This is a genomic window from Catellatospora coxensis, assembly GCF_016862635.1.
In the GTDB taxonomy this organism is placed as follows: Bacteria; Actinomycetota; Actinomycetes; order Mycobacteriales; family Micromonosporaceae; genus Catellatospora; species Catellatospora coxensis.
The window spans coordinates 68,956-92,059 of record NZ_BONI01000026.1; the positions used below are offsets into that span (position 1 = coordinate 68,956).

At 72.4% G+C, this 23,104-nt stretch carries 10 protein-coding genes and 2 pseudogenes; 9 read left to right on the forward strand and 3 right to left on the reverse strand.

Annotation, left to right across the window (positions count from 1 at the left end; all coding sequences use genetic code 11):
- The first annotated feature begins 22 nt into the window (after positions 1-22).
- From Cco03nite_RS17005 to Cco03nite_RS17015, 3 genes and pseudogenes are all read left to right on the forward strand, one after another.
- On the forward strand, positions 23-466 hold the full coding sequence (locus Cco03nite_RS17005) for a hypothetical protein (protein ID WP_203693077.1): 444 nt from the start codon (positions 23-25) through the stop codon (positions 464-466).
- Entirely contained in the window at positions 463-933 is a 471-nt protein-coding gene (locus tag Cco03nite_RS17010; protein ID WP_203693078.1) for a hypothetical protein, read from the forward strand. The genes Cco03nite_RS17005 and Cco03nite_RS17010 overlap by 4 nt, the downstream gene beginning before the upstream one ends.
- 54 nt (positions 934-987) lie before the next feature.
- Positions 988-1,335 (forward strand): annotated as a pseudogene (locus Cco03nite_RS17015) (DNA alkylation repair protein); the annotation flags it as partial.
- 46 nt (positions 1,336-1,381) lie between these two features.
- Here Cco03nite_RS17015 and Cco03nite_RS17020 read toward each other — a convergent pair.
- The 3 genes and pseudogenes from Cco03nite_RS17020 to Cco03nite_RS17030 all read right to left on the reverse strand — a co-directional run.
- Positions 1,382-1,612, reverse strand: a pseudogene (locus Cco03nite_RS17020) (MOSC domain-containing protein); the annotation flags it as partial.
- Between the two features lie 41 nt (positions 1,613-1,653).
- Positions 1,654-2,049, reverse strand: a complete 396-nt coding sequence (locus Cco03nite_RS17025; protein WP_239167438.1) for an antibiotic biosynthesis monooxygenase family protein — start codon at positions 2,047-2,049, stop codon at positions 1,654-1,656.
- A gap of 111 nt (positions 2,050-2,160) precedes the next feature.
- The gene (locus Cco03nite_RS17030) at positions 2,161-7,923 is read right to left on the reverse strand and encodes a ThuA domain-containing protein (protein ID WP_203693100.1); all 5,763 of its coding nucleotides are present in this window, start codon (positions 7,921-7,923) and stop codon (positions 2,161-2,163) included.
- 474 nt (positions 7,924-8,397) lie between these two features.
- Between Cco03nite_RS17030 and Cco03nite_RS17035 the strand changes: the two genes are divergently transcribed.
- The 6 genes from Cco03nite_RS17035 to Cco03nite_RS17060 all read left to right on the forward strand — a co-directional run bounded on the left by Cco03nite_RS17035 (position 8,398) and on the right by Cco03nite_RS17060 (position 23,082).
- Positions 8,398-10,971 carry a DUF6603 domain-containing protein gene (locus Cco03nite_RS17035; RefSeq protein WP_203693079.1) on the forward strand — a complete coding sequence of 858 codons (2,574 nt, stop codon included), beginning with the start codon at positions 8,398-8,400 and terminating at the stop codon, positions 10,969-10,971.
- Entirely contained in the window at positions 10,968-14,984 is a 4,017-nt protein-coding gene (locus Cco03nite_RS17040; RefSeq protein WP_203693080.1) for a hypothetical protein, read from the forward strand. The genes Cco03nite_RS17035 and Cco03nite_RS17040 overlap by 4 nt, the downstream gene beginning before the upstream one ends.
- A gap of 5 nt (positions 14,985-14,989) precedes the next feature.
- Positions 14,990-19,087: a hypothetical protein gene (locus tag Cco03nite_RS17045; protein ID WP_203693081.1), complete on the forward strand. Its 4,098-nt coding sequence runs from the start codon at positions 14,990-14,992 to the stop codon at positions 19,085-19,087.
- A gap of 11 nt (positions 19,088-19,098) precedes the next feature.
- On the forward strand, positions 19,099-20,745 hold the full coding sequence (locus tag Cco03nite_RS17050) for a hypothetical protein (protein ID WP_203693082.1): 1,647 nt from the start codon (positions 19,099-19,101) through the stop codon (positions 20,743-20,745).
- A 184-nt stretch (positions 20,746-20,929) separates the two neighbouring features.
- On the forward strand, positions 20,930-21,934 hold the full coding sequence (locus Cco03nite_RS17055) for a hypothetical protein (RefSeq protein WP_203693083.1): 1,005 nt from the start codon (positions 20,930-20,932) through the stop codon (positions 21,932-21,934).
- A 194-nt stretch (positions 21,935-22,128) separates the two neighbouring features.
- Positions 22,129-23,082, forward strand: a complete 954-nt coding sequence (locus Cco03nite_RS17060; RefSeq protein ID WP_203693084.1) for a hypothetical protein — start codon at positions 22,129-22,131, stop codon at positions 23,080-23,082.
- The last annotated feature ends 22 nt before the right edge of the window (positions 23,083-23,104 follow it).

The following is a 23,104-nucleotide window of genomic DNA, read 5'->3' on the forward strand; positions in this document are numbered from 1 at the left end:
CCCGCCCGGCATCCTGTACACCATGACGGTCTTTTTCTGCGGCACCTGCGGGGTGGCGGTGACCGGCGACGTGAGCGAGATCCCGTTCCCGGATGAGCCCGCCGTCCACGACGATCGCACCCTGGCGCCGTCCCGGATGGCACCGGGTTCCTTCGCCCGTGACCCTGACCGATTCGGGCCGCCTTTCGAGCCGGCCTTCGACGATCCGAAGCTCCTGGTGTCGGCCGGGCCTGCCTTGACAATCCTCGTCCACCCCGACGATGTGCGCGGGCTGCGCCTGCATCCTGACCCGCGGCGGTTGAACGGCTGCTGCCGTCTCGACGGATGTGACGGCCCTAATCTGGTCTGCGCGGGCTGCGGGGCCGAGATCGCCACGGAGCAATCCGACTGCTGGGTCAGCTGGCATGACATCCGCCTCGATCCGACCGCGGTCACCGAGCACCACCCGGACTCGGATCAGTGGTGAGCACGGGCCTGCGCGTCATCGCGTTCACTGTCCGATGGCTCGCCGACCGGCGCGTCCACGACATCGTTCCCACCATCGACGGCCGGCCGCTACTCGACCTGATCGGCCGCTTCGAGCTCGAAGCCGGCATGCATCCCGCAGGCGGCGCCTACGGCGGCCTCATCCCCGCCTTCTACCGTTACGGCCCGCTCGACGAACACTTCCTGGGCAAGGAGAACCCCGGACTCGGACCGAAAACAGCGGTACTCGCCTGCGAATGTGGCGAAGTCGGCTGCTGGCCGCTCATGACCCGGATCACGCCCACCGGAAACCTGGTGGTATGGAACGATTTCCACCAGCCCCACCGTCCGACCCGTGACTACACGACGTTCGGACCGTTCCTTTTCGACCGTGACCAGTACGACTCGGCGCTGGCGGCGCTCGCCGAGGACATCGCCGCTACGGGTCCGGACTCTGGGGACGCGTAGCGCGTGGTCTCATGCTTGGTATGAATATAACCGCGGCCGAATTCCGCCCACCACGTCGTCGGCCGCTACCTGTTCGACAAGCCCCGGGACGTGCTCTACGGGCCGGCCCGGTCGCCGCTGCCGCAGGAGCGCCGGATCGCGATCTTCTGCACGCTGCACCTTCTGCGCCAAGGGCAGGTCGAGGACACCTTCGCGCTCGCCGAGATCCTGGCCGGCGACGACCATCTGATGCTCGCCTCGACCACCGGAGGCATGCTGCGCGAGGCCGGCAAGACCGACCGCGCCCGGCTGCTGGACTACCTCGACCGGAACGCCGCTACGGCGCCGCGCGTCCTGCTGCGCGCGGCGATCGAGCACCTGGAGCCCGAGCAGCGGCGGCACTACCTGGCCTTCGGCCGGTGATCGGGGAGGAAAGAGTCAGTCAGCGCGGATGACGCAGGGCAAGCCGATCGTAGTCCTCGCGCGCATACGCGTAAACGGCCCGGTCGTCGCCGCCGTGGTGCTCGATGTCGAAGATCTGGTCTCCGACCAAGCCACTGTGCAGGCCCGTCGTCATCGGCCCCGGTGCCCGCACGGTGACCAGGTGATCGACCGGCCGCTTGCCGATGCCCGTCAGTCCCACGCCCGTGGCGGGATTGCGGGCCGGCACCGCCAGGTTGACCGACAGGTTCCTGCTCACGCCAGGAAACGTACCTGTCCCGGACCGCCGCCCGCCTCTGCTTAATCAGCGCGAGGGGCCGAACCACCCGCGGGAACGTATGACCAGACCTCGCTGTGCACCCCGACCGGTGGCGGCGCCGACTCGCCCGCGCGCTCGGCGGCCGAGCGGTGGCCGTGCGCGAACGCGGGTGAACTGACCCACGCCTGGAACGCCTGCTCGTCGCGCCAGCGGGTGATGACGAGCCACGTGGTCCGCTCGTCGCTCGGGCGGAGCAACTCGAAACCTTCGAATCCGTCCTGATCGTCGACGGCGCCTGCCCGCGCGGCGAAGCGGCGCGCCAACTCGTCACCGCTGTCGGCCGGCACGGTGATGGCATTGATCTTGACAATGGTCATGTTGCCATTCTGTCCGACCTGCCGGAAATGCATCCGCGCACGCGCCGGGCGAACACGCATCCGTCTGACCGCGTGTGCGGCGACGCCGACCGCTGGTACCCGTCGACCATGTACGAGGTCGCGCCGCCACGGAGTTCGTGGCGGCGCGACCTCGTACCAGATGGTGCTTGTCTACCTCAGGCGGCCGTTCTTGCCGATGCGGACGACGTCTTCGGCCAGCCGGCCGACGCCGGCCAGCGACGTGCCGCCGTTGGCCTTGACCCCGGCGTCGGTCGGCGGGGTGCCGCCCAGTCTGATGATCATGGCGTCGGTGTCGCGGACGAGTACCGCCCGGACTTCGGCCTCGGGCACCAGCGAGGTGTTCGACGCGAGCGCGCGGAACTCCTTGAGCTGGCTGATGGCCTTGGCGTCGTTGCCGTTCGCCTCGGCCTGGCGGGCCGCTGTCAGCTTGGCCGTCAGCTTCTTGTGCGCGTTGGCCGACAGCCGGCTGGTCGCCTTGAACCGGTCCAGCAGGTTCTGCATGTCCCGGAACGAGGTCGTCACGTAGAACCGCACGGTCGAGACCGTCTTGTTGCCGGCCTTGTCGGTGGCGGTGACCGTCAACTCGTGCAGGCCGAGCCGCAGCTCGTACATGGCCTGCAGGGTGCCGGTCGCGTACGGCGCGCCGTTGAGCGTCCCGACGACCGACGCGATGCCGGAGGTCGGGTCGACGGCCTGGAAGGTGACCCGGACGTCCTGGCTGTCGCCGTAGAGCTGGCCGTCGGCCAACCCTGCCACGATGACGGTCGGCTGGTTGCCGTCGACCTTCAGGACGGCGGACTTCAGCGTCTCCACGTTGCCGGCCCCGTCGGTGGCCCGGTAGAGCAGCTCGTGCTGCCCGTCGCCGCCGATGTCGACAGGCTCGGTGTAGGGCGTCCACGGCCCGCCGTCCAGTGACCACTCCAGCTTGGCCACGCCGGCGCCGGCGTCGGTCGCGGCGAGGACCACCGGCACCTGCCCGGCGTGCCAGCCGTCGTCGTTGGCCGGTGCGAACGTCGCTGTGGTGATCGGCGCCGTGGCGTCGACCTTCACCTCGACGGTCTTGGCCTGTTCGACGTTGCCTGCGGTGTCGGTGGAGCGGTACCGCAGCTGGTGCGTTCCTGTCCCGCTGATCAGCACCGGCCCGGTGTAGGCGGTCCACGTCGTGGCGTCGTCGAGCTGGTACTGGGTGCTCGCGACGCCGCTGCCGGCTGTTTCGTCGGCGGCGGTCAGGGTGACCGTCGGCGACTCGGTGTACCAGCCGGCGGTGGCCGCGCCGGTCACCGCTGCCGTGGTGACCGGTGCTGTGGTGTCGCCGGCGCCCGGCGTGGTCAGCCGGAAGTAGTCGAAGCTTGCCGGCTTCGACGCGGTCTGGTTGCCGCCGAGGGTGAACAGCCCGACCTTGGGCGTGTCACCTACGGCCGTGTTGGTCAGCGGCTCCAGCGCCGTCCAGGTGGTGCCGTCGGCCGAGTAGGAAGCCGTGTAGACGCTGCCCGCCCGGACCAGTCGCAGGTGCCATACCGCGCCGGTGAGGTTGGTGATCCCGGGTTGCGGGTTCTGCACCACACTGGCGATCTCGCTGCGGAACTCGATCCGCCGGCTGACCGGCGAGCCGGCCGTGTTGTCGACGATGTAGTCCAGCTTCAGGTAGTTGTCGTCGTCGAGGTAGACCAGCAGGCCTGCCTGCTGGTACTGCTCGTTGAGCTGGCTGCCGTCGACCTTCGTCTCCAGCGTCCAGTCACCGGACGGCGCGTTCTGCAGGATCAGGTTGGTGGGGCCGGTGTTGTTACCTGTGTAGATGTCGCCGTTGGGCACATCGATCTCCAGCTTGCCGCCGGCGACCCGGTACTTGGTGGCGTCCTCGCGGACTACCGCGTTCCACCTGCACCGGTCCAGGGCTGACCCGGCGAACTCGTCGGACGGGTCGATCGGCCCGGCCGGAGCGTCCGGGGTGAGCTGGAACCAGTCGAACGCCGCGTCGACGACCGGCGCGGTGGTGCCGCCGTTGAGGGCGAACATGCCCACCTTCGGGTTGACGATGCCGGCCAGCGCGGCCGACTGCCCGACCGGCGCGAACGTCACGCCGTCAGCTGACCAGGCCGCCGTCAGGTTCACGCCGTCACTGATCAACCGCAGGTAGGCCGTGCTGCCGAGCTCTGCCGGGGCGCCGACCGCGTCGGCGGCGCCGTTGCGCGGCGTGCCGGCGGTCTCCCGGATGAACTCGAACTTCCTGGAGCCTCCGTAGAGCAGGTCCAGCTTGGCGTAGTTGTCGTCGTCGCCGTACACGATCAGACCGGCCTGCTGGTAGTCGGCCGCCACGGCGACGGACACCTTGGTGGTCGCCTGCCAGGCGCCGTCCGGCGCCGGCTGCAGGATCAGGTTGGTCGCGTCGTTGCGGGTGCCGTAGAGGTCGCCGACCGCGGTGGGCAACCGCAACGTGCCACCGGCCACCGAGTAGAGCTGGTTCTCCCGGACCACCGTCGACCAGCGGCCCTTGTCCAGTGCCGTGCCGTCGAAGTTGTCCGACCGGGCGCCGAGGCAGGCGTTGTTCGGCGCTTCGACCCTGACGACCACGTTGGCGTACGACTTCGCGCCGCGCGCATCGGACACGGTCAGCGTCGCCGTGAACGTGCCGGGGGTGGCGTAGGTGTGCGTGGCGTTGGCGGTGCCGGCGGTGGCGCCGTCTCCGAACTCCCACAGGTAGGTCAGCGGGTTGTCGCCCTCGGCGTCGGTCGCCGAGCCGGTGAAGGTGACCGGCACCGGCGCGGTGCCGGTGGTGGGCGTCGCCGACGCGGTGACCACCGGCGGCGCGTTGTCGGTCACGCCGCGTCCCAGGAAGTCGACCCAGTTGACGTTGAACAACGAACCCGTACCGGTGTCGCCTACCGGGTTCTTCGCCACCAGGAACAGCGGCCCGGTCACCGTGCTCGGGCTGCTCAGCGTCGCGGTGACATCGGTGAAGGTCTGCCAGCCGCCGGTGCCCGGCACTGTCGCGGTGGCCAGCACCGGCCCGTCCGCGGTGCCGGCCCGTACCTCGATGCGTCCACCGGCGGTGTTCGACGCCACCCGGAACCGCAGCGCGTCGATACCGGTCAGGTTCACCGGGGCGTAGGACCAGAAGTCGCCGTCCTCGATGAAGCCGATGTTCTGGAAGCCGCCGGCGGTGTCCGTCGTCGTCTCCAGTTGCACACCCGGGTCGCCGCCGCCGACGCCGTCCGGAGCCCGTCCGGTGGCGGCGAAGTACTCGGCCTGCTTGCGCTTGGGCTGCAGCTGTTCGATCGCCCTGCCGGTCAACGCGCTGGAGCCGCCGACCCCACCATCATCGGTGTAGGTGGCCTCGAACACGGCGAACACGTTGGCGTCAGCGCCGTGACCGGAGGCCAGCGACGTCTGCACGGTGCCGGTGCACCCGGTATAGGACTGCAGGGGGTGGGCGTGCTGGTCGTGACCCAGGTAGTACTGCAGGGTCACCCGCGAGCAGTCGATCGTCCCGTCTTCGGGGTCGGTCACCGCGACGGTGTACTTGACCTGGTCACCCCATTCGAAGAAGCCGCCGTCCGGGGGGAACGAGATGGTGACTGTGGGCGCCGTGTTGCCGACCGTGACCGTCACGTTCGCGACGGCCGTACGGTTGGCGGTGTTGGTGACCGTCAGTTGCGCCGTGTAGTTACCGGCAGCCGGGTAGGTGTGCGACGGGTTGGCCGCGGTGGAGGTGCCACCGTCACCGAACGTCCACGCGTAGCTCAGCGCCCCGCCGTTCGGGTCACGCGACCCGGCGCTGGAGAACTGCACCGAAAGCGGCGCCGGTCCGGAGTCCGGCGTGCCGGTCGCCACCGCTATCGGGGCCCGCTCGCCCGCTATGTAGTCGATGCGGTAGATCCCGGAGTCGCCGTTGTTGCCGCCGAATCCGGTGCCCCACTCGATCAGGTAGAGCGCGCCGTCGGGGCCGAACTCGAAGTCCATCGGCCGCAGGAAGGTCATGCCGCTGAGCATGTTGTTGATGTCGATCAGCGACTTGCCGTCGGCGGCGACCTGGAACGCGTACATCTTGTTCTGGTTCCACTCGCCGAACATCGCCTTGCCGTCGTAGTACGCCGGCCACTTGCGCTCGGAGACGAGGTCGGGGTCGTAGCGGTAGACGGGCCCGCCCATCGGCGCGCCGCCGCCGCCGATCTCCGGGAACAGCGCGTTGCCGCTGTAGTCGTAGTCGACGGTGGCGCTGACCGCGGGCGGGAGGTTGGTCAGTCCCGTGTTGTTGGGCGAGTTGTTGACCGGTGCCGCGCAGTCGAACTTCGCGCCGGCCGGTCCGCTGGGGAAGGTGTAGTCGTTGTAGGCGTAGTTAGCCCCGTGGCAGTACGGCCAGCCGTAGTTGCCGGGCTGGACGATGTTCCATTCGACTGTCCCTTCCGGGCCGCGGTTCGGGTTCGCCGCGCCCGCGTCCGGGCCGTAGTCGGCCACGTACAGCGTGTTCGTCTTCGCGTCGATGCCGATCCGGAACGGATTGCGGAAGCCCATCGCGAAGATCTCCGGCCGGGTCATCGCCGTACCCTGCGGGAAGAGGTTCCCGCTCGGGATGGTGTACGTGCCGTCCGGCTCCGGGTGGATGCGCAGCACCTTGCCGCGCAGGTCGTTGGTGTTGCCGGAGGTGCGCTGGGCGTCGTAGTTCTGGCGCCCGGCCCGCTCGTCGATCGGGGTGAACGAGTCGGACTCGAACGGGTTGGTGTTGTCGCCGGTGGCCAGGTACAGGTTGCCGGCGCTGTCGAACACCATCGAACCGCCCGCGTGGCAGCAGGTGGCGCGCTGCGTCGTCACCTCCAGCACAACCTTCTCGCTGGCCAGGTCGATGCTGTCGCCGCTGACCGTGAACCGGGAGATCCGGTTACGCGTCATACCGTCGTTGGGCGCCCAGTACAGGTAGACCCAGTTGGTGCTGGCGAAGTTCGGGTCCAGCCGGATTCCGATCAGGCCGTCCTCGTTGCCGGTGAAGACGTCCAGGTCGACCGCGGTCACCGTGGTGCCGGTGGCGGGCTTGATGATCTGCACCCGGCCGTCACGTTCGATGTAGAAGACCCGGCCGTCCGGCGCGATGTCCAGCTCCATCGGATTCTGCGTGTTGCCGTCCAGCGTCACCTTCTCGTACCCGCTGGTCAGCGACGCGCTGCAGTCCGAGTCGAGCGCCCCGGCCGCCGTCTGGATGCCGCCGAGCAGGTGAGCCAGGAATGAAGGCTCGGTGTACGACGCGATGGTGTGACCGATACCGGTGTACCAGGACCGGCCGCCGTCGTAGTCCTGGCACCACGCGATCGGGTGGTCGGCGCCCATCGCGCCGGTGCCCGGCGAGTAGGACCGCTCGTCCAGACTGGCCAGCACATGCACCTTGCTGCGCGGGTTGGTCTGGTAGTTGTACCACTCGTCGAGCCGAGACCACTGCGCCGGCAGAGAAGCCGTGGACGGGTGCGACGGGTCCTCGACCTTGATGGTCGCCTGCTGGTTGTTCGGGTGCGCCGAGAAGTAGGCGCCGACCAGGCTGCCGTACCACGCCCAGCCGTACTCGGTGTCCGATGCGGAATGCACGCCGGCAAAACCGCCGCCGGCGCGGATGTAGCGCTCGAAGGCCCCCTGCTGAGCGGCGTCGAGCACATCACCGGTGGTCGACAGCCAGATCACCGCCGCGTACTGCGCGAGGTTGGCGTCGGTGAACGCGCCGGCGTCCTCCGTCGCGGCAACCGTGAACCCGTTGTCGACGCCGAGCTGCTGGATCGCGGCGATACCAGCGGGAATGGAATCATGCCGGAACCCGGCGGTCTTCGAGAAGACCAGCACCGAGAAGGGAGCAGGCGCCGCGTTGGCTTGATTGATGGTTGCCGGCGCGGCCTGCGCGGGCGACTGCCCTACGGCAAGCGCGGTCACGGTCATGGCGAATGCGAGCACCGAACCGAGGAGAGATCGCGCTCTGATATTCGGATGGGTGCGGCTACGACGTTGTGAGGACACGAAGAGTCTCCAATGTCTGGACAGGACTGCAGAGCCCGCCGCGGCTCGCCGAAGACCAGTTGGGGGGCGATAGTTCATTCCCTAAACAAAGTAGTGCCGCCACCGAAGTCGTGGCCAGAATGATGCCGGTCAATTTCGTAACGTTTCGATAACACACGACGTGTCAAAGCATGGGCGGCCGTCTGGAGGCCCGAGCGCCCCGATGTATCTGCGGCCGCAGCCGTGCCCCTTGAACGGTGAATCGGGCGAGCGACCCGAGGTCATCGACTGGGACGGAGGCAGCCATGCCCAACAGCGCAGGGCCCGCAGACGACAGGGCTGGTCAAGGCTGCGCCGCCCTCCCTGATCGCCTCGGTGCGAGGGCAGCCGTCGCCGCCACGAGGGCAGGAGCCTGACGTGGCGGCCGCCCACCTGATGCCCGCAGTCGTCGCGTTCGCGCATGACCGCCTCACCCGCCTGCTCGCCGACGCCTCGGGGGAACTGCTCGCCACGGTCGCGCCCGCAGCAGCTACCACACCGGCGCTGCTGTCCGGCTTGGACCAGGATCTGGCCGCCGCCCGCGGGGAGCTCGCCCGCGCCGGAGGCGAGCCTGCCGCTGCGGTGCGCTGCCTGGCTACCGCGCTGGGGCACGTGGCCGACGCGTGCCGCCGCATCGCTGCCGCCGTTCCGCAGGCGGGCACCGCTGAGCAGCTGCTGGCCGCCGCGGTGACCGACGCCGTCGGCGACTGCGGCGGACTGGCAGCGCAGCTCGGGCTCGGCGGGCCGTGGCGGTGGACGGTTTCCGGGACGGTGCTTGCCGCCTCCGCCCACGCCGAAAGCACAGTCGACCTTGGGCCGGTCGTGCTGCGCCACCCTGAGCTCACCGTACGTCTCGACTGGGCCGCCGCGGCGCTGTCGGTGCGGCTGTCCGCCGACGCGGTGCTGAGGCTCGCGGCCGATCCGCTGGTCGCGGCGCTCGCCACGGGTGGCGCCAACGCCGTCACCCACGTGAGCGTCGGCGTCGACGCCGAACACGGCCTCACCGTCGGCGAGGGTACGGACCAGCGGGTACGCCTACCCGCGACCGTCGAGACCAGCGCGGTCGCCCTGCGTGACCTGACCCTGGCCGTACCCGACCGGGACATCGAGCTCACCGCCGAACTCGCCGGGACGCTCGGACCGGTCGCCGTCACCGTCTCGGGTGCCGGCGCGGTGCTGTCCGTCGACCCGGCGGCGGCCACGGCGCTGACCGCGGCAACCCGCCTGCCCGACGGGGCCGGCCTCGCCGTGAACGCGGGAGTGGTCCGCGGCGGCGGGCACCTCGACCGCCACGACAGCGGCTACCGCGGCACCCTCGCACTGTCCATCGGCCCGGTACAGGTCACGGCCGTCGGCCTGATCGGCACCGAGCCCGGATTCTCGCTGGTGCTGCTGTTCTCCACCGACTTCGCCGCACCTATCCAGGTCGGCTTCGGATTCACCCTCGACGCCGTAGGCGGCCTGCTCGCCGTCGCACGTACGGTCTCCTCCGACGCGATGATCGCCGGGATCCACGACGGCACCGCCGACGCGCTGCTGTTCCCCGACCAGCTCGACCGCGTCGACACCGCGCTGCTGGAGCGGATCTTCCCGGCCCGCGGCGGCGCAGTCGCCGTCGGCCCGGCGTTCCAGCTGGGCTGGGGCACCCCCGTCTCATTCCTCACCGCGAAGGTCGGCATCGTCGTCGCGCTGCCCGCGCCGAAACTGATGCTGCTCGGAGCAGTTCGCGTCGCCGTGCCCAGCCCGGCACTGCCCATCGTGGACCTGCGCGCCGCCGTGTACGGCGAGACAACGCCGGAGCGGGCACTGGTCCTGGTGTCCCTGACGGGGTCGCGGCTGGCCGGGTTCGGCCTGTCCGGCGACCTCGGCATGCTGTTCTCCTACGGCGCGCAGCCCCGGTTCGCGATCTCCGCCGGCGGCTTCCACCCCGGCTACCCGGCCCCGCCGGAACTGTCCGGCATGCGGCGGCTGGCCGTGGACATCTCCCCACCCGCGCTGCTGTCGCTGCGCGCCGAGGCGTACGTCGCGCTGACCGGCAACGCGTTCATGCTCGGCGCGCGGGTCGAAGCGACGATCGACTTCGAGGTCGCCGCGGCGCACGGGCACCTGTCCTTCGACGCGCTCGTGCAGTGGGCGCCGTTCCACTTCGAGGTCGGCATCCGGGCAGGCATCGCGGTCAGCGTGCTGGGGGAGACCTTCGCCGGCATCGCGCTGTCCCTGCACCTGCAAGGGCCGGGACGGTGGATCGCGCACGGCACCGCCACCCTCGAGCTGGCGTTCCTGCCCGACATCGACCTCGAAGTCGGGCCGAAGGAATGGGGCGCCGACCCGGACGAGCAGCCAAAGGCCGCCTCGCCGCTGGAAGTGCTGCGCGACGAACTGGATCACGCCGCGTCGTGGCAGGTGCTGCCCCCGGCCACCGCGCAGGACCTGGTGGTCCTACGCGATGCCGCGCCGGATGCGGACGCCCTGTTCGCGCACCCGCTCGGCGGCGTCGGGGTCCGGCAGCGGGCCGTGCCACTGGACGTGCCGATCGCACACCTCGGCGGCCGCCCCGTCCGCGAGCACCTGCTCGCCCTCGGCGATCCCGCCGTCGGCGGGATGCGGCCCCAGCGGGTCGTCGCGGTCACCGAACTGTTCGCCCCGGGCCTGTACCTGGCACTGACCGAGGACCAGAAGCTGTCCACCCCGGCGTACGCCCGCTACCGCTGCGGCACCACGGCCGAGGGCTTCCACGCCACGCCCCACGGCCCGGTCCGGCACACCGAGTACCGGTGGGAGACCGTCTACCCCCACCGGGCCGACCTCGCCGCGCAGCGCCACGACGGCGCACACGTCCACCCGCCGGCCGGTCAGGTGCTGGCCGCCGGCCCGGCCGGGCGCAGCCGCGCAGCCGCAGACCCCTACCAGGTGACGGGCCGTCCGCTGCGGCTCCAGGAGGATGTGCGATGACCAGCCCGACCGTCCCGTTCAGCCCCGACGACGTCGCGCTGGCGTCCTACACGTTCCTGTCCCACGTCCGCACCGGCCTGGCCGCCGCCGCGGGCGACCCGGCGGCCGGTGCGCTGCGCACCACCGTGCAGGCCAGTGTGCCGATCCTCGCCGACGGCGCTGCCGCGGGCGAGGTGTCGCGACGGCTGGAGGTGTACGGGCCAGGCGACGTGCTCGCCATCGACGGACGCCAGGTGCTGCGCCGCTATCCGGCCGCGGGCGCGGTCGGCGTCGAGCCGAACTACCTCGCCCACGTCGAGTTCGACCGGCCCGACCTGCCGTGGCTGTTCACCCCGCGCGCGCCCGAAGCGGCCGGCACCCGGCTGACCCCTTGGCTGGCCCTGGTCGTGCTGGAGGACGGACGCTACCGGCCGCAGCCCTCGCGCCCCGGGTTCGTGCCCGCCGTACGCGCCCACCTGTCGGAGCTGCAGCCCCTGGACGGCGCGTGGGCGTTCGCGCACGCTCAGGTCCTCGGCCCGCCCGAGGCCGGGCCGTCGCTGGCAGACCGCCTGACCGACGCGTACGGGCCGGTCAACCTGTCCCGGCTGCTGTGCCCGCGACGGCTGCGCCCCGGCCGCGGCTACCTCGCGTGCGTGGTGCCCGCGACCGACGCCGGCACGCGAGCCGCGCTGGGCGAGCGGCAGGAGCAGGGGTGGACCCTCGGCCCGGCATGGATTCGCCGGCCGGGCGACGACGACCAGGAGATCGACCTGCCCGTGCTGCACTCGTGGTGGTTCAGCACCGGCGCGGACGGCGACTTCGAGGCGCTCGCCGCGCGGCTGCGCCCGCTGCGCGCCGCATGGCAGATCGAACGTCTCGTGGACACCTCCCGGCCGTGGCCGGACGCCGACGTGGCCGCGGGCCGTCGCCAACCCGTTGCCGGGCCACTGATCGCCCCGTGGGGCAGCGCGGCCGCCGAAGCCTGGCCGGCGGCGGTGACCGAGCAGCTGCGGGGCAGGCTCAACCTTCCCGCCGACCACGCCGACCGTGCCCCGTCGCCGGACGACCCGCCGCTGCCGACGGTCGGCCCGCCGATCTACGGCGGCGCGCAAACGGGCCGCCGCCGCCTCGGCCCCGACGACGGCGACCGGCTGGCCGAACTCAACCTGCGGCCGGCGCACCGCATCGCGGCCGGGCTCGGCGGCCGGGTCGTCCAGCACGACCAAGAGGCGCTCATGCAGGCGGCCTGGACCCAGCTCGGCGACCTCGCCGGGGTCAACGCGATGATCCGCCACGCGCAACTGGCCCGTTTCACCGGTGCGTCCGTGTACCGCCGCCACCTCGACCCGCTGCCGCTGGGCGAGCTGCTCCAGGTCACCCGCCCGGTGCACGGCGAGGTGAGCGCCGACAGCGTCAACGGGCAGACGCTGCGTGAGACCGTGGCGGCCTCGTCCCTGCCGGACACGGTGTCCACGACCGGGTTCCGCCGGGTGACCAGCCGGTACGGGGCAGATCTCCCGCTGACCGAGGAGCAACTGCAACGCGGCTTTCAGCGGCCGTACGACGACGGGTGGCTCAGCCGGGTCAACCCGGCCGCGGCGGCCGTCATCAGCCCCGCGGCCGTCCAGCAGGCCACCGGGCAGGTCGGGGCCGGGCCCGAAGACCTGCTCGCCCTGGCGCAGGCCGTCGAGCAGACGCCTACGGTGACCGACGCGGTCACTGCGGCCGTCGCGCTGCCTCCGTCCGAGCCGGCGATGTACCCGCGGTTCGCGGTCGACGCCTGGGCGGCCCGGCGCAACCTCGACATGGTGCTGGCCGCGCTGCCCGCCGATCCGGCCGCCGACCCCGACCGGGCCGCGGCATTGCTCGGTCCGCTCGGCGCGCTGGCCAAGGCAGCAGGCGGTTACACCGGCCGGCTGGCCGCGCAGACCCTGCTGCACACCGCCGACCTGCTCGGCCGCGGACCGGAACCGGCCGCGGTGGCGGCCAGGGTGACCGAGCCCGGCAGCGGCCTGACCCCGCAGACGCTGGCGCAGGCGATCCGCGCCGACAGCGACGTGCTGCCCGCACTGCTCGACACCGCGCAACTGGCCGCCCTCGCCCGGGTCTGCGTCGACCCGCCGCTGCTGACCCAGGCCGCCAAGGACGACCCGCAGGTGCTGGTCGCCGCCGCGCACGAGGAGCTGGATCTGGCGGCGTACACAGCCGCGGCGGTGGAACTCGTCGGTCCCCACCGGACCGGAGCCATCGGCCAGGTCACCACCGAGATCCCCCAGACCGAGCTGGCGGGGACCGAACTGCCGGTACCGGCAGGGACCGGGGAGGACCTCACGGCGCCACAGGTGGGTACGGAGCTGATCCTGAACGAGGCCGACGCGGGCGTGATCCGCCTCGTGGACGAGCAGCTCGCCGCCGACGATCTCGGGTTCGGCCTGGACCTCGGCGGACGACTGGGCGGCGACCTCGGGGGAGAGCTGGGCGGCGAGCTAGGGGGAGAGCTCGGCGGGGACCTCGGTGGTGAACCAGGCGGTGTCCTCGGCGGCGACCTGGGCGGGGAGTTCGGCGGCGAACTGCCGGGTGTCGGCAGGGTGCCGGGCTGGACCGAGGTGGAAATCCTCGAAGGACTGGAGCTCACCCCCGAGCAGCTCGTACTGCTGGCCGGCGGGCAACCGCCTGAGGAGCTGCTGGCAGACCTGGCACTCGGGTGCCTGGACGACGACCAGCTGGCCGAGGCCGCGCGGCTGCACCTGGAGGACCCGGTGCTGGCCGAGCTGCTGCGCCCCGGTCTCGGCGAGACCGGCGCGGACCTGCTCGCCCGCGGCTGCTTCCAGGAGCCGGAGTTCGTGCCCGACCAGCGCATCGTGGAGGCGATCCTGGCCTGGTTGGGCCGCGAACGCCTGCCCAGCGGCGAGCTGCCCGACCTGTGCGGCCTCGACGAGGACATGTCGTATTTCATCGACAACTACCTGCGCCTCCACCGGCCGCTGCCGACGGTCGCGCCGAGCCCGGAGGCCGTCGCCCGCCTGCGTGCCCTGTTCGCCGACCTGGTGTCGTCGACCTGGCCGGGCACCCCGGTACGCGACCCGCTGGCCGTCGACCACGGACATCTGCTCGCGCAGCTCGATCCCGCGGTGACGGTGCCGCAGCGGGTCCGCGACCGGCTGGGCGAGCTGCCCGACTGGGTGCCGGACGGCTGGTTCGACGACGGGCTGGTGCGGCCGGTGCAGGCCACGCCGGTGTTCGAGCGGCCGATGTACCAGGCGCTGCTCGACAGCGACGCGAGCTGGCTGCTGCCGGGACTGGACCGCGTGCCCGAACCGGACCTGGTGACCGTGGTCGCGTCGAACCCGCGGTTCGTCGAGGCGTTCCTGACCGGACTCAACCACGAGATGTCCCGCGAGCTGCTCTGGCGCGGCTATCCGGCCGACCCGCGCGGAGTCGGCTTCCGCCGGTTCTGGTCCGCCGACAGCGACGAGCTCACCGCAGGACCGGCCGCCGGGCCGCTGGGCAGCCACCTGGCCGACGGACTGGACGACCTTCTGGTCCTGGTGGTACGCGGTGAGCTGGTGCGCCGCCACCCGGACCTGATGGTGACCGCGTTGCGTTCTGACGGCGTCGACGGCGCCGGCAGGCCCGTGTTCGGTGGCCACGGTGACATCGCCGCCGTGGTGTTCGCCGAGCACCGCGCCCCCGACACGCTGCTGGTCGGCTTCCGGCTCACCGCCGAGCAGGTCCGCGCGGCGGCCGGCGGCCCGCGACGCTGGTGGTTCCTGCTGGCCGAGCACCCGCAGGCGCCCCGGTTCGGCCTCGACGTCAGCGCCGACGCCCCCGACCCGGCCTCGCGCGACGAGCTGGCCTGGAACCACTTCACGCTGGCCGGCGACGCGTTCCTGCAGCCGTCGCCGGACACCGGCCCAGCCGCGCTGGGCTGGGGCGGCACCGCCGCCGACACCGCGCACCTGCTGCTGCAGGACCCCGTCCGGGCCGTCTTCGACGCCTGGGAACTGATCGCCCCCGCCCTGGACAGGAGCTGAGACCCGTGACACTGCCCGAAACGGTCGACCTCACCGCCCCGTACGCCCGCCCGCTGGTGCTGCTGCCGGTCCGGCTGGAGACCCGCTACACCGCCGACGGCACCGCCCTGCGCGTGCGGGTGTATCCCGACGACCTGCACGTGGACCGGCTCGACCGCGGACTCGACGAGGCCGAACGTGCCGCCGGGGTCGCGTACTGGCAGCAGGTGCGGGCCGGCACGCCACATGAGGACGCGTACGCCGTGCTGCAGCGGGCGGTGCGCCCGGACCGGGCGGCCTGGGTGGCCACCGCCCTGACCCCGCCGGGCCCCGACGCTGCGCCGGGAGCGGCCGAACCAGTCCGGCCCGCGCGACTGCGGCCCGCGCCGGTGGCCCGCGCACTGCCCGACCGGTTCGTCGGCATGCTCTACCAGGGCCGCGATCTGATAGGTGCCGGCAGCAGCGCCCCGTTGGCGAACCCGCTGGTGATGGGTGCACGGCCCGGGGGCGGCTTCGTGGAGGCGGCCGCCATGCCCGCGCGGCGGCGGCCCGGCAAAAACCGGCCCGCCGGCCTGCGGGTTCCGGAGGGCACCGAGTGGACGGTCGACTACGCGGCCGCCGAGACCGCAGGGATGGCGTTCACCATCCCGGTCAACGGGCACAGCGGCCCGTTCCGGCTGCTCGTGTTCGGCGTACGCGGCGACGACGGCCAAGCCGAACTGGAGTCGCTGCTCACCGCGCACCGGGTCACCGGCGGCGTGGAATTCCTCGCCCCCGGCACACCGACCAACAACACCGAACACGACCGCTCCGCCTGGCACCACCGCCGGCCCCCGTCGCCGCCCGCCGAGCACCTGACCGCGCCGCCGCCCGACGCGGACGGGCCCCGGCTCAGCGCCGCGCTGGGCATCGACCCGGCGGTGCTCGCCGGGCTCGACGGCGCCGACCGGACCGGCGAGCGCCTGGCCCACGCCGCGCACGTCACGCTCTGGCCCGCCTCCTGGGACTCCTACCTCGACACGGCGATCATGCCGACCCCGACCGGGCCGACCCTCGGCGAGGACACCAGAGCCGCGCTACGCGACACGTTCGAGCAGGACGTACGCGGCGGCGGCCCGCTGCCCGCGCTGCGCATCGGCAACCAGCCCTACGGCGTGCTGCCGGTCGTGGCCACCGGCGGACCGACCCAGGTCATCGGGCCGATGCCCGGCCTGCAACGGGTCCTGGACAAGGCCCGCGGCACCCTCGCAGCGACCTCCGACGCCCCGACCGCCGCGACGAACCTGCTCGACGTCCTCGGCACCGCCCCGGCCATGCTCGGCGTACGGATGCGCGCCGGGCTGCCCGACCTCGACGAACTCATCGCCGCCATGACCATCTACGACCCGCTCGGCGGCGACCTGCCCCACTACTCCCAGGAGATCGCGCTGCGCGACGCGCTGGCCGCCGAGTACGGGCTCAACTTCGGCCGCCTCGGCTACGTCAGCTTCGGCACCGTCACCCGGCCGCTGCTGCTGCCACTGGTCGCCGACGGCGACGACGGCGACCAGCGGTACGCCGAGAACCTGGTCGCCGGGCAGGACCGCCGCATCAGCACGGTCCTGCAGGCGCTGATCGAGATGGGACACGAAACGGAGAACCGGGCCCGCCGCCGCGCCGCAGGCGGCGACGTCCCGGCGGCCGTCGCCGGGCTCGAACCCGCGCTCGCCGCCGACGTCGAACGTGTTCTAGGCACGCCGCAGCCCGACGTGGACCTGCTGCGCTCGGTCGCCGACCGGCTCGCCGCCACGTTCGGCCACGCCGGACCCGGCACGCTCGCCGGGTACCAGCCGTTCGCCGCGCTGCGCACCTCACTGCTCGCCGAAGGCCGGGCCCGCGCCAGCGAACCGCTGCTCGTCGCCGCCCTGCAGGCCTGGTGCCGGGCGCTCCACCACGCGTCACGGTTCGAGCAAGCCGTGCTCGAACTAGTCGCAGCGCCCTTGGACCAGCGCCGCATCGCCGTCGCGCAGGCCCTGGACTGCTGTTCGCACCGGCTCGACGCGTGGCTGACATCGCTGGCCACGGTCCGGCTGCGCGGCCTGCGGGCACAGGAGCCCAGCGGACTGACCCTGGGCGCCTACGGCTGGGTCGACGAACTGCCCGGACCGGGCATGCCACGGTCGCGACGCGGCGGGTACGTGCACGCGCCGAGCCTGGCCCAGGCAGCCACCGCCGGGGTGCTTCGCAGCGCCGACCTCGCCCACCGCGGGCAGGCCTTCGCCGTCGACCTGTCCAGCGAACGGATCCGGACCGGGCTGCACCTGCTCGACGGCGTCCGGCAGGGCCAGCCGCTGGGCGCGGTGCTCGGCTACCGGGTCGAACGGGCCCTGCACGAGGGCGGCCTGGGTCGGTTCGTGCTGTCGCTGCGCGACGCCGCCCCGCTGGCCGCCGGCGCCCCCGACGGCGGGCGGGCATCGGACGCGGTGACCCGCGCGGGCATCCTCGACGGCGTACGGCTGCTCGACCTGTCCCGCGACGACATACGCGCCGCGCTGCTCCGCGCACCCGACAACCCGTACCTGACCGAGCCGTGGACCGTGTCCGACGACGAGCTGGCGCGGGTCGCGGCGGTGCTGGACGACGCGGCCGCAGCCCACGACGCCGCAGCGGACCTGATGCTCGCCGAAAGCGTGCACCAGCTGGTGTCCGGCGGCACCGCCCGCGCCGCGGCCAACCTCGACGCCGCCGGCGGCGCGGATGTCCCGCCACCGGAGCCGGAGTTCGCCCGCACCCCGACCCTCGGCGTCGCGCTGACCCACCGGCTGCTGGTACTGGCCACCGGCCCGGCATCGGCTCCGGACTCGGGCTGGGCGTCGGACGGCCCGCTCGCCGTCGCGGAGCCGTGGCTGGAGCGCTGGCTGCGGGCCAGGCTCGGCCCGGCGACCGGGATCGAGGTCGCACCCGGGGTCGGTCTGGACCAGGCGCGACTGTCCGCATCAGATCTGGTCTACGCATCCGGCGACCCGGCGCGGCTGCTCCGGCTGCTGCGCGCGGCGCTACCCGACCTCGGCGACACCCCGCAGGCCGGCCCGCTGCGGCGGCTCGTCGCCCGGGCCGGGTCGCTGCGCCGGCTGCTGGTCGCGTCCAGGCCGCTGCAACCGCTGGATCTCGCCGCCTCCGGCGCAGACGTGTGGCACACCGTCGACACTGCGGAGCTGGCGGCCCGGCTCAGCGCCGCGCTCGCCGAACTGCGCACCGCCGCCGACGACGACCAGAGGGAGGGCAAGCCGCCGGCACTGGCGCTGGCCAGGTTCGGCATAGACCCCGCCGATTTACCCGCGGCCAAAGCGATCGCGCAGCGCCGAGTCCGGCAAGCCGAGAAACTCCGCCCCGACTGGCCCGCCGTCGCGGAGGCGCTCTTCGGAGCTGACTTCCGGCTGCTGCCCCGGCTGGTACCCGGCGTCGGTGACCCGTTCTCCCAGCGGCTGGGCGCAGTCGCCGCAGACCGCTCGCAGCTCGGCCGGTTCCTGCACGACGCCGCCACCGTGCGCCCGGCGGTCGCCCACCACACCGACACACTCCTGCACGCCGACGCGGCCGCCACCCCGTACCGGCTGCGGGTGGCGCAGTTCGGCGGCGCGGCCGCCGGACAGGCCCGCACCGGCGACGCCGCCCACTGGCTCGCCCTGCCCTTCGGCGACGGCCGCCCACCTCCGGACAAACCCGCCACCTGCCTGATCGTCGACGCCGACGACGACATCACCGAAGGCACGGCGGTGGCCGGGCTGCTCGTCGACGAATGGGTCGAGGTCGTGCCGCGCCGCCGCGCCGACGGCACACAGCAGCTGACCAGCGGCGTCGCCGTACACGCCGACGCGCCCGCAGCCCGCGCCCCGCAGGCGATCCTGCTCGCGGTCCCACCCGCCGACACCGACTGGACCGTCGACCTGCTCGCCGCCACCCTCACCGAGACCCTCGACCTGGCCCGGCTACGCGCCACCACCCTGGAGTTCAGCTCCTGGCTCGGCCGGGTCCTGCCTGCCCTGATGTTCCCGGCGTTCTCCCTGGCCGGCGAACGGGTCCTGGACTTCAGGCATCTCGCCTCGCAACCCCTGGACAACCCCGTCCCCTTCGTCGGCGACTGAGGAGCCCCGCCATGAACGAAGCCTTCGGCACCCGCGTCAACCCGGTGCCCGAACAGTTCGCCGAGGTGTTCCTCAGCGACTCACCCGCCTGGACCAGGCTCGAACCGCAGTCGGTGTCCGGCGACCCCGCCCCCGGCCTGCAAGCCCGGGTCCACGACCCGGCGTGGCTGCTCGCCCGGCAGTGGCAGCTCGGCGAGTTCCGCGGCGAGGACACCGGCAGCCCCGTATCCGTCCAGGTCACCTGGACCTCGACCCGCGTCGACGGCTGGCGCCCGCCCGGCGAACGACAACCGCGGCCGCTGGAACCGCCCGACCTGCTCGAAGCCGCCGTCGAAGCCGAGCCCCGCACCGAACCCGGGATGCGGCGGCGGTTCACCGCGGGCGCGCAGTTCCTGGCCGTACTCGCCGACGCCGGGTTCACCGACCCGGCCCTGACCGCCGACGTCCTGGCCGCCTGCGCCATGAATCCGCCCGGCGAGGACCCGCTCGACGAGGTGGCCGGGCAGCTGTGGGAGCTGTTCGGTGGCCGGATCCCCGACGCCGAACGCATCGCCGCGGCCCTCGACGCCACACCGGCATGGCTGCCCGCAGGGGCGCACGACGCCGCCACCGAGTGGCTGCACTGGTACCGCGGCACCGACGAACCCGACTGCTGGATCGGCACGCGCCTGGAGTACGCCTTCGACCTGGCCGCAGGCCCGCACCTGCTCGCCGCGCCGGCGTTTCCCGGGGGCCGCGCCGACTGGTACCACTTCACCCACCTCGCCTCCACCCCCGGCACCTCAGGAACGACGACGACCGCACCGCCGGTGTGGGCCACCCCGCTGCGCTTCGCCGGCATGCCCGCCGACCGCTACTGGCAGTTCGAGGACGGCCGCGTCAACCTCGGCGCGCTCGAAACCAGGCCCCATGACCTGGCCCGGCTCGCACTGGCCGAGTTCGCGCTCGTGTACAGCCAGGACTGGCTCACCGTGCCCGTGGACGTGCCCTTCGGATCGCTGACGGTCATCGACCGGCTTGCCTACACCACCACCTTCGGCGACGAATACGAGGTCGACCGCGCCGACGAAGGCGGCCGGTTCCAGCTGTTCGAAGTCGACGGCCTGCCCGGCCTGCTGGTACCGCCCACCGCCCCGTCGGTCCTGGACGGCCCGGCCCTGGAGGAGGTCGGCTACCTGCGCGACGAGATCGCGAACCTGGCCTGGGCCGTCGAACGCACCGTGCGCGGCCCGAGCGGGCAGCCCCGCAACCGCGCCGACGAAACCCCGCCGCCCCAGCCCGCGCCGGGCGGCGAGCCGGACGCCGAACTGGACTACCTGCTGCAGACACCGGTGCCCGGCAACTGGATCCCGCTGGTGCCGGTACGTCGCCCCGACGGATCCCTCGAGCTGCGCAAAGGCGCCCTCGGCAGCGCGCCCGCCGAACCGCACGGGGTGCTGCTGCGGCCCGGGCAGCCGCTCACCCTGCACGACGAGGAGATCCCCCGCGAGGGCGTCACCGTCCGGCGGGTGCCCGTACTGGCCCGCCGCGCCGACGGCCGCTACGCCCGCTGGATCGCCCGCCGCGTCAGCGTCGGCCGCGGCGAGGGCGCCAGCCGCCTCGCCTTCGACACCACGACCGCCCGCGACACTCCCACACCTTTGACCGACCCCTCCTGAGGAGCACCGACATGGCAGAACCGCGCGCACCCCGGTTCTTCGGCGACGAAGCCCTGACCTCCAACCGTCACGGCTGAACCCACGACACAACAGGTAGGTGACGGCGCGTCCCGAAGTTGACGCGCACGACGAGCCGACCACGGCACACCAGAACGAGCCGCTCACCGTACAAAGGAGAAACGTCATGAGATGGGGCCTCACCGACGCCGTCGGCCTGACCGACGCCGGAACCCAGAGTCCGAACCACGCCACCGACCAGCAGCAGATTGGCGAACTGCTCGACGCCGTCGGTCTACCCGCCGGCGGCACCTCACTGGATCTGCTGCCGCCGATCGAGGACGGCACCGCCTCGCCCGAGCTGTGCGCGGCGATCCGCGGATTCCAGGAGATCCAGGGCCTGACCACCGACTCCCGGGTCGATGTCGGCGGGGCGACCTGGCGGCGCCTGATCGCGTTGGTCGCGCCGGGGGAGGAGCCGCCCGGCCGGGTGCCGCTGCTGCTGTCTGCCGCCGATCTTGAGGTGCTGGAGCTGCCCCGGCAGGCCGGCGGGCTGCCCGCGCTGACGTACACGCTCCGGGGCCGGCCGGTCGCGGTGTTCACCGGCCCCGGCGTACGGGTCGAGCTGTCGGTGACCGGCCCGTTGAAGGTCGACTGGTCCGGGGCGTACCCGCTCGCCTGCGAGATCGCGCCCGACCTGGCCGCGCTGGAGGCGGCTCTCGCGTCGGGCGTCGCGCGCACCGTCGGCGGCGTCGTGCTGGACCAGCTGTGCTCGCGGCTGAAGGCCGAGTCCAGGGTCGCTATCGGCGACATGTTCGCCGCCGTCACCGTGCGGCTCGGGCTCGACGGCACACCTCAGCTCGGCGGAAGCATCGGTGACGAGCAGGGCTTCAACAGCGTCGCCGTCGACCCGGTGGAGCGGGCGGTCATCTACACGGGAACCCGCAGGATTCTGCGGACCCACCCGGTCACCGGGGGCGCGGTGCAGCTCTCGGGCGACATCGCGCTCGAATTGAAGATCATTATGACGGATGGCGAGGAGGCCAGCGTGGTCACCGCGCTGCTCGCGTTGGCCGTAGCCGCTGTGGTGCTGCTGCCGGTCGCGGCGTGGGCGGCGGGCAGCGAACTGACGTCCGGCCTGGGCGCCGGTGTACGGCAGATCCTCATCCGGCTCCTGCCGGCGACACCCTGAGCGGCGTCGGGCGGGGCATCGCCGGAGAGCAGCACCGGCCGCCTGCGGCCGGTGCTGCTCTCCTGCCCCTCCGCGAAGAGGGAGATGAATATCAGCCGCCGACCGGCCGGCAACGGGCCGCAGTCCGTGTATCTGCACGCGGTCCACGGTCCCCATACCAGCGTCAGATCCCTCACGAACCGGGAGATCCAGCGATGGCCAGCACATCCGCGCGCCTGCGCATGTTCGCCGGCGCGACAGCGCTCGTCCTCACCCTCAGTGCGGCCGACTGCGACGGCGGCCAGGGCTTCGGCGGCGGTGATTCCGGCGGCCAGGAACACGTCGCCGCATCACCGGCCGAGCCCGGCTGCCGCCAGCCCGGCCCGATCACCAGAGACCTGCTGCCCACCTTCGGCGCCGAGCAGACCACCACCATCCACAACCCCTGCCTGCAGTTCGTCGGCCTGATCGCCAACGTCCGCACCGTCATCCCGGCCGAGCAACTGCAGCGTGTCGACGAGTTCTCCCGAGGTCTGGGCACGCTCGTCGACCGCGTCGCCAAGGTCGCCGACGCCGTCGAATGCGGCTACGAAACCGACCGGCTCGCTATCGCGATCTACCAGAACAACGAGTTCCGCTACTCCGTCGGTGTCGTCGCGGTCGTCAGCGGCAACCTGCAGGCGCTGGTCGAGGGAGCCGCCTGCTACCTCAGCAAGCAGCTGACCCTGGGCTTCTCCAACGGCTTTCTCAACGGATCCCAGCGGCCGCGGCCGGACTTCTGCTTCGACGCGGTCACCCGCACCCGCAAAGGGCAGCGCTACACGGTGCTGTGGATGGGCTCCACCGACTTCATGTGCATGGACCTGACCGGCCAGCTCAAGCCCGGACGGCCCGAGGGCGACGGCGTCACCGCCACCGTCAAAGCCGACCCCAGGGTCATCGTGCGATCCGGTCCGACGACACACGCCGCGATCGTGGGCCGGGCCGACGCCGGCCAGGTCGGCGTCGTCGACTGCTACATCGAAGGCCAGCAGGTGTCCGGACGCCGCGGCAGCAGCCGCCTCTGGGACCACACGACCGTCGGGGACGTCACCGGCTACATCGCCGACTCGTGGCTCGACACCGGCGGCGACATCACGCAGAAGGTGCCGCGCTGCCCACTGGCCTGACGGCGGCGGGCCGCAGACGCAA

Bases quoted from the DNA above. Each gene is read 5' to 3' on its own strand.
- Cco03nite_RS17040 (WP_203693080.1), top strand. From the start codon at position 10,968: ATGACCAGCCCGACCGTCCCGTTCAGCCCCGACGACGTCGCGCTGGCG.
- Cco03nite_RS17050 (WP_203693082.1), top strand. From the start codon at position 19,099: ATGAACGAAGCCTTCGGCACCCGCGTCAACCCGGTGCCCGAACAGTTC.
- Cco03nite_RS17025 (WP_239167438.1), bottom strand. From the start codon at position 2,049: ATGCGTGTTCGCCCGGCGCGTGCGCGGATGCATTTCCGGCAGGTCGGA.
- Cco03nite_RS17060 (WP_203693084.1), top strand. From the start codon at position 22,129: ATGGCCAGCACATCCGCGCGCCTGCGCATGTTCGCCGGCGCGACAGCG.
- Cco03nite_RS17005 (WP_203693077.1), top strand. From the start codon at position 23: ATGACGGTCTTTTTCTGCGGCACCTGCGGGGTGGCGGTGACCGGCGAC.
- Cco03nite_RS17055 (WP_203693083.1), top strand. From the start codon at position 20,930: ATGAGATGGGGCCTCACCGACGCCGTCGGCCTGACCGACGCCGGAACC.
- Cco03nite_RS17030 (WP_203693100.1), bottom strand. From the start codon at position 7,923: ATGACCGTGACCGCGCTTGCCGTAGGGCAGTCGCCCGCGCAGGCCGCG.